At 45.4% G+C, this 229-nt stretch carries 1 tRNA gene; it reads right to left on the bottom strand.

From position 1 onward, the window contains the following. Positions 1-40: 40 nt before the first annotated feature. Positions 41-116 (bottom strand) — tRNA-Glu (locus CWB98_RS23330). Positions 117-229: the final 113 nt, after the last annotated feature.

The raw sequence follows: 229 nt of genomic DNA, 5'->3' as shown, positions 1-229 counted from the left end.
AGACTCTTACCATACGAGTTTGGTACTTACTAAAAGTAAGTGGCGTCCCCTAGGGGATTCGAACCCCTGTTACCGCCGTGAAAGGGCGGTGTCCTAGGCCTCTAGACGAAGGGGACAAAAAATTTGCTTATTGAAGCACCGCTTCAATAATTTTTTGTTAGCGTGAAAGTCGAGCCAGCGAGACCGAACTTCCTTTAACAAAATCTTTTGTCACTAGGACTGGCTATTT

It is taken from the genome of Pseudoalteromonas rubra (assembly GCF_005887115.1).
GTDB lineage: Bacteria > Pseudomonadota > Gammaproteobacteria > Enterobacterales > Alteromonadaceae > Pseudoalteromonas > Pseudoalteromonas rubra_F.
The sequence above is the reverse complement of the archived record's forward strand: the minus strand, read 5'-3'. Positions and strand labels throughout refer to the sequence as shown.